Annotated in this window: 7 protein-coding genes; all 7 read left to right on the top strand. The window is 72.4% G+C overall.

What is annotated here, in order from left to right; genetic code table 11:
• A partial coding sequence (locus N866_RS21455; RefSeq protein ID WP_425393967.1) for a helix-turn-helix transcriptional regulator occupies positions 1 to 342 on the top strand: 342 nt, incomplete at its 5' end.
• On the top strand, positions 339 to 1,769 hold the full coding sequence (sufB, locus tag N866_RS14440) for a Fe-S cluster assembly protein SufB (RefSeq protein ID WP_034227581.1): 1,431 nt from the start codon (positions 339 to 341) through the stop codon (positions 1,767 to 1,769). The genes N866_RS21455 and sufB, both read left to right, overlap by 4 nt.
• 67 nt (positions 1,770 to 1,836) lie before the next feature.
• Positions 1,837 to 3,087, top strand: coding sequence for a Fe-S cluster assembly protein SufD (gene sufD / locus N866_RS14435; protein WP_034227579.1), 1,251 nt, complete (start codon positions 1,837 to 1,839; stop codon positions 3,085 to 3,087).
• Complete coding sequence (locus N866_RS14430; RefSeq protein ID WP_034227578.1) at positions 3,084 to 3,422, top strand: non-heme iron oxygenase ferredoxin subunit; 339 nt, start codon at positions 3,084 to 3,086, stop codon at positions 3,420 to 3,422. Before sufD ends, N866_RS14430 begins: the two co-directional genes overlap by 4 nt.
• A 9-nt stretch (positions 3,423 to 3,431) precedes the next feature.
• Entirely contained in the window at positions 3,432 to 4,190 is a 759-nt protein-coding gene (gene sufC, locus N866_RS14425; protein WP_034227577.1) for a Fe-S cluster assembly ATPase SufC, read from the top strand.
• 127 nt (positions 4,191 to 4,317) lie between these two features.
• Positions 4,318 to 5,688, top strand: a complete 1,371-nt coding sequence (locus N866_RS14420; protein ID WP_034227575.1) for a SufS family cysteine desulfurase — start codon at positions 4,318 to 4,320, stop codon at positions 5,686 to 5,688.
• The gene (sufU, locus tag N866_RS14415; protein WP_034227572.1) at positions 5,685 to 6,164 is read left to right on the top strand and encodes a Fe-S cluster assembly sulfur transfer protein SufU; all 480 of its coding nucleotides are present in this window, start codon (positions 5,685 to 5,687) and stop codon (positions 6,162 to 6,164) included. The genes N866_RS14420 and sufU overlap by 4 nt, the downstream gene beginning before the upstream one ends.
• Positions 6,165 to 6,214 lie beyond the last annotated feature (50 nt).

Here is a 6,214-nt window from a genome sequence, read left to right as displayed (position 1 = left end):
GCCGTCCGGCGGGCGGGCGCCGCGCCGCAGGACCGCGTCGCCGCCCTCGCCGAGGCCCTCGCCGGGGACGGCTACGCCGCCAGCGCCCGCCCGGTCCCCACGGGCACGGCGGTCCAGCTGTGCCAGGGGCACTGCCCCATCCAGGACGTGGCCGCGCAGTTCCCCGAGTTCTGCGAGGCCGAGACGCAGGTCTTCTCCGAGCTGCTGGACGTCCACGTCCAGCGGCTCTCCACGCTCGCGTCCGGCGGGCACGTCTGCACGACCCACATCCCCACAGCACCACTCGTCCGAGCAACGACCGACCGTCCCGCGACCGCGGGGACCGTGGAGGGAACACGATGAGCGCACCCACCGAACCGATGACCACCGACCAGGAGATCATCGACTCCATCGGCAGCTACAGCTACGGCTGGCACGACTCCGACGCCGCCGGCATGTCCGCGCAGCGTGGCCTCTCGGAGGAGGTCGTCCGGAACATCTCCGCGCTGAAGGACGAGCCCGAGTGGATGCTCAAGACGCGCCTCAAGGCCCTGCGCCTCTTCGAGAAGAAGCCGATGCCGACCTGGGGCTCGGACCTCTCGGGCATCCACTTCGACAACATCAAGTACTTCGTGCGCTCGACGGAGAAGCAGGCGACGAGCTGGGACGAGCTGCCTGAGGAGATCAAGAACACGTACGACCGCCTCGGCATCCCGGAGGCGGAGAAGCAGCGCCTCGTCGCGGGCGTGGCGGCGCAGTACGAGTCCGAGGTCGTCTACCACCAGATCCGCGAGGACCTGGAGGAGAAGGGCGTGATCTTCCTCGACACCGACACCGGCCTGCGCGAGCACCCGGAGATCTTCGAGCAGTACTTCGGCTCGGTCATCCCGTCCGGCGACAACAAGTTCGCGGCGCTCAACACCGCGGTGTGGTCCGGCGGCTCCTTCGTGTACGTCCCGCCGGGCGTCCACGTGGACATCCCGCTCCAGGCGTACTTCCGGATCAACACCGAGAACATGGGCCAGTTCGAGCGGACGCTGATCATCGCCGACGAGGGCTCCTACGTGCACTACGTCGAGGGCTGCACGGCTCCGATCTACTCCAGCGACTCGCTGCACTCGGCGGTCGTCGAGATCATCGTGAAGAAGAACGCCCGGGTGCGGTACACGACGATCCAGAACTGGTCGAACAACGTCTACAACCTCGTCACGAAGCGGGCCGTGGCCCACGAGGGCGCGACGATGGAGTGGGTGGACGGCAACATCGGCTCCAAGGTCACGATGAAGTACCCGGCGATCTACCTCATGGGCGAGCACGCGCGCGGCGAGACGCTCTCGATCGCGTTCGCCGGCGAGGGCCAGCACCAGGACGCGGGCGCCAAGATGGTGCACGCCGCGCCCCGGACGTCGTCGTCGATCATCTCCAAGTCGGTGGCCCGCGGTGGCGGGCGGACCTCCTACCGCGGCCTCGTGCAGGTCCTCGAGGGGGCGGAGGGCTCGGCGTCGAACGTGCTGTGCGACGCCCTGCTGGTCGACCAGATCTCCCGGTCCGACACCTACCCCTACGTGGACGTCCGCGAGGACGACGTGTCGATGGGGCACGAGGCGACGGTCTCGCGCGTCAGCGAGGACCAGCTCTTCTACCTCATGTCCCGCGGCATGGAGGAGACCGAGGCGATGGCGATGATCGTGCGCGGCTTCGTGGAGCCGATCGCGCGGGAGCTGCCCATGGAGTACGCCCTCGAGCTCAACCGCCTCATCGAGCTGCAGATGGAGGGCTCCGTCGGCTGACGCCGCGCCCTCGTCCAGCACGTCCCCCGGCGCGTCCGGCGCCCACGACCCCACGGAGCACCAGCAGATGACCACCGACCTGTCCACCGACCACAGCCGCGCCGTCGCCGACGGCGCGCACGGTCACGGCGCCGGCACCGTCCCGGAGGCGTCCCGGGCCGCCCGTCGCACCTCCTTCGACCTGGCGGACTTCACGGTCCCGAGCGGCCGCGAGGAGGAGTGGCGGTTCAGCCCGATCGACCGGATCGCGCCGCTCTTCGACGCGAGCGGCCAGGGCCTGACCGGCACGAGCACCCGCGTGACGGTGGTCAACCCGCCCGAGGTCACGGTCGAGATCGTCGGCCGCGACGACGAGCGGCTCGGGACGGCCGGCAAGCCGGGGGACCGCACGGCCGCGACGGCGTGGGCGTCCTTCCGTGAGGCGACCGTCGTCACCATCCCGGCGCAGGCGCAGGCGTCGGCCCCGGTGAGCATCCGGGTCGAGGGCCCGCCGCCCGCCCACGGTGCCCCGGACGCCTCGGCGGCGCACGTGCTCGTGCACGCCCTGCCGCTCAGCGAGGCGGTCGTCGTGCTCGACCACATCGGGCACGCGACCCTCGCCGAGACGCTCGAGGTCGTCGCCGAGGACGGCGCCCACCTGACCGTCGTGTCCATCCAGGACTGGGAGGACGGCGCCGTGCACGCGGCGTCGCACCGCCTGCGCCTGGGCCGCGACGCCGTCGTCAAGCACGTCGTCGTCACCCTCGGCGGGGACGTCGTCCGGATCACCCCGGACGCGGTGTTCACCGCCGAGGGCGCCTCGGTGGAGATGCTCGGCCTGTACTTCGCCGACGACGGCCAGCACCAGGAGCACCGCCTGTTCGTGGACCACGCGGTGCCGCGCTGCACCTCGCGGGTCACCTACAAGGGCGCCCTGCAGGGTGCCGGGGCGCACACGGTGTGGGTGGGCGACGTCCTCATCCGCGCGGCCGCCGAGGGCACCGACACGTACGAGCTGAACCGCAACCTCGTCCTCACCGACGGGGCCCGCGCCGACTCGGTGCCGAACCTCGAGATCGAGACCGGCGAGATCGAGGGGGCCGGGCACGCCTCGGCGACCGGCCGGTTCGACGACGAGCAGCTGTTCTACCTGCGGTCCCGCGGCATCCCGGAGGAGGACGCGCGCCGCCTGGTGGTCCGCGGCTTCTTCGCCGAGCTCGTCCACCAGATCGGGGTGCCCGAGGTCGAGGAGCGCCTCCTCGGCTCGATCGAGACCGAGCTGAGCCGCAGCATGAGCCGCCTGGACGGAGCCGCCGCGCAGGACCCGGTGACCGCATGACCGCCCAGCTGGCCTGCCTGGTCGACGACGTCGCCCCCGGCTCCGCGCTCCGCGTGGAGCTCGAGGGCGAGTCCGGCCCGGTCGAGGTTGCCGTGGTGCGCGACAGCAGCGGGGAGTGGCACGCCATCTCCGACGTGTGCTCGCACGGCCAGGTCTCGCTGTCCGACGGCGACGTGGAGGACTGCACCATCGAGTGCTGGCTCCACGGCTCCACCTTCGACCTGCGCACCGGACGGCCCCTGGCGCTGCCCGCGACGCGCCCCGTCCCCGTGTACCCCCTGACCGTCGACGGCGACCGCGTGCTCGTGGACGTCGACACCACCGTGAACGCCTGAGGAGACCTGATGACCACGCTCGAGATCAAGGACCTGCACGTCAGCGTCGAGACCAAGGAGGGCGCCAAGCCCATCCTGCGCGGTGTCGACCTCACCGTCCGCAGCGGTGAGACCCACGCCATCATGGGGCCCAACGGCTCCGGCAAGTCCACGCTCGCCTACTCCCTGGCGGGCCACCCCAAGTACCAGATCACCAGCGGCACCGTCCTGCTCGACGGCGAGGACGTGCTGGCGATGAGCGTCGACGAGCGCGCGCGGGCCGGGATGTTCCTGGCGATGCAGTACCCGGTGGAGGTCCCCGGCGTCAGCGTCTCGAACTTCCTGCGCACGGCGAAGACGGCGATCGACGGGCAGGCGCCCGCCCTGCGCACCTGGGTCAAGGACGTGCGCGGCGCCATGGAGCAGCTGCGCATGGACCCGACCTTCGCCGAGCGCAACGTCAACGAGGGCTTCTCCGGCGGTGAGAAGAAGCGGCACGAGATCCTCCAGATGGAGCTGCTCAAGCCGCGGATCGCGATCCTCGACGAGACGGACTCCGGCCTGGACGTCGACGCGCTGCGCGTGGTGTCCGAGGGCGTGAACCGCGTGCGGTCCACCGGCGAGACGGGCGTCCTCCTGATCACGCACTACACGCGGATCCTCAACTACATCCAGCCCGACTTCGTGCACGTCTTCGTCGACGGCCGGATCGCGGAGGAGGGCGGGCCCGAGCTCGCCGAGCGGCTCGAGTCCGAGGGCTACGACCGCTTCATCGGGGCCTCGGCCTGATCGACAGCACGACCCGGTCCGGCGGCGGAGGGCGTCCCGCGCCACCCGCCGCCGGACCGGCCCACCCGGCCCGGCGCAGGGCCTCACCCGCCCGCCAGCCGGACCACGCGTCCCGGAGGGGAGCACCATGACAGCCACGACCGAGCCGGCAGCCGAGCCGACCGTCGGGCCGACCGTCGAGCACGGTGCGGCGCCGGGCGGGGACCGTTCGCTGACCCCCGCCGAGCTCGCTGCCGTGCGGGCGGACTTCCCGCTCCTGAGCCGGACGGTCCGGGGTGGGCGGCCGCTGGTGTACCTCGACTCCGCCGCGACCTCCCAGAAGCCCGACGTCGTCCTCGACGCGGAGCAGGACTTCTACCTGCAGCGCAACGCCGCGGTCCACCGCGGGGCGCACCAGCTCGCCGAGGAGGCGACGGAGGCGTACGAGGACGCGCGCCGCGAGGTCGCCCGGCTCGTCGGCGTCGACGACGGCGAGCTCGTGTGGACGTCCAACGCGACGGCGGCGATCAACGTGGTCGCCTACGCGATGTCCAACGCCACCGCCGGCCGGGGCGGCGCGGCCGCGCGCCGGTTCGCGCTGGCCCCCGGTGACGAGGTCGTGGTCACCGAGGCCGAGCACCACGCCAACATCGTCCCGTGGCAGGAGCTGTGCGCCCGGACGGGCGCCACCCTGCGCTGGATCGGTGTGCACGACGACGGCCGGCTGCGGCTCGAGGACCTCGCGACCGTGGTCACCGACCGCACCCGGGTCGTGGCCTTCTCGCACGCGTCCAACGTCACCGGCGCGATCACCGACGTCGGGGCGGTCGTGGCGCGGGCGCGCGAGGTCGGGGCCCTCACCGTCCTCGACGCCTGCCAGAGCGTGCCGCACCTGCCCGTCGACCTGCACGCGCTGGGGGTCGACTTCGCGGCGTTCTCCGGCCACAAGATGCTGGGCCCGACCGGTGTGGGTGCGCTCTACGGCCGGCGCGAGCTGCTCGAGGCCATGCCGCCGGTCCTCACGGGCGGGTCGATGGTCGAGGTCGTGACGATGGAGACGACCACGTACGCCCCGCCGCCGCAGCGGTTCGAGGCGGGCTCCCAGATGGTCGCGCAGGCGGTCGGCATGGGCGCCGCGGCACGCTACCTGCGCGAGCTCGGCATGGAGGCCGTGGCCGTCCACGAGGACCGGATGACCCAGCTCCTCCTGGACGCCGTCGCCGGCGTGCCGGGCGTGCGGCTGCTGGGACCCACCGACGCGGCGGACCGCCTCGCGCTGGTCTCCTTCGTCGTCGAGGGCGTCCACGCGCACGACGTCGGGCAGGTGCTCGACGACGCCGGCGTCGCGGTCCGGGTGGGGCACCACTGCGCCCAGCCGCTGCACCGCCGCCTCGGCGCGGCCGCGTCCGCGCGCGCGTCCGCCGCGGTCTACACGACGGCCGAGGAGGTCGCGGCGTTCGCCGACGCCCTGGCGCGCGTGCGACCCTTCTTCGGTCTGCACGAGGAGGGGTCACGATGAGCTCGATGGAGCAGCTGTACCAGCAGCTGATCCTGGACCACGCGAAGGACCCGCACGGCAAGGGCCTCGCCGAGGGCCACGACGCCGAGTCCTTCCAGGTGAACCCGACCTGCGGCGACGAGGTGCGGCTCCGGGTGCACCTGGCCGACGGTGCGGCCACCCCGACGCTGGACCACGTCAGCTGGGAGGGCCAGGGCTGCTCGATCTCCCAGGCCTCGATCTCGGTGATGTCCGAGCTCGTGACCGGGGCGACCGTCGAGGACGCCGAGGGCCTGGGGGAGACCTTCCGGGCGCTCATGCAGGCCCGGGGCGAGGGCCTGGACGAGACGGCGGAGGACCGGCTCGGTGACGCCACGGCGTTCACCGGCGTCGCGAAGTACCCGGCGCGGATCAAGTGCGCGCTGCTCGGCTGGGCGGCCCTGCGCGACGCGCTGGCCCAGGCGACGGTGCCCACCACGAAGGAGGAGGAGCGATGAGCGAGTCAGTGACCAGCCCGACGACGGCTGCCGACGTCGAGGAGGCCATG

The sequence above is a fragment of the Actinotalea ferrariae CF5-4 genome, from assembly GCF_000603945.1.
In the GTDB taxonomy this organism is placed as follows: Bacteria; Actinomycetota; Actinomycetes; order Actinomycetales; family Cellulomonadaceae; genus Actinotalea; species Actinotalea ferrariae.
This window is presented reverse-complemented; position numbering and strand designations above follow the sequence as displayed.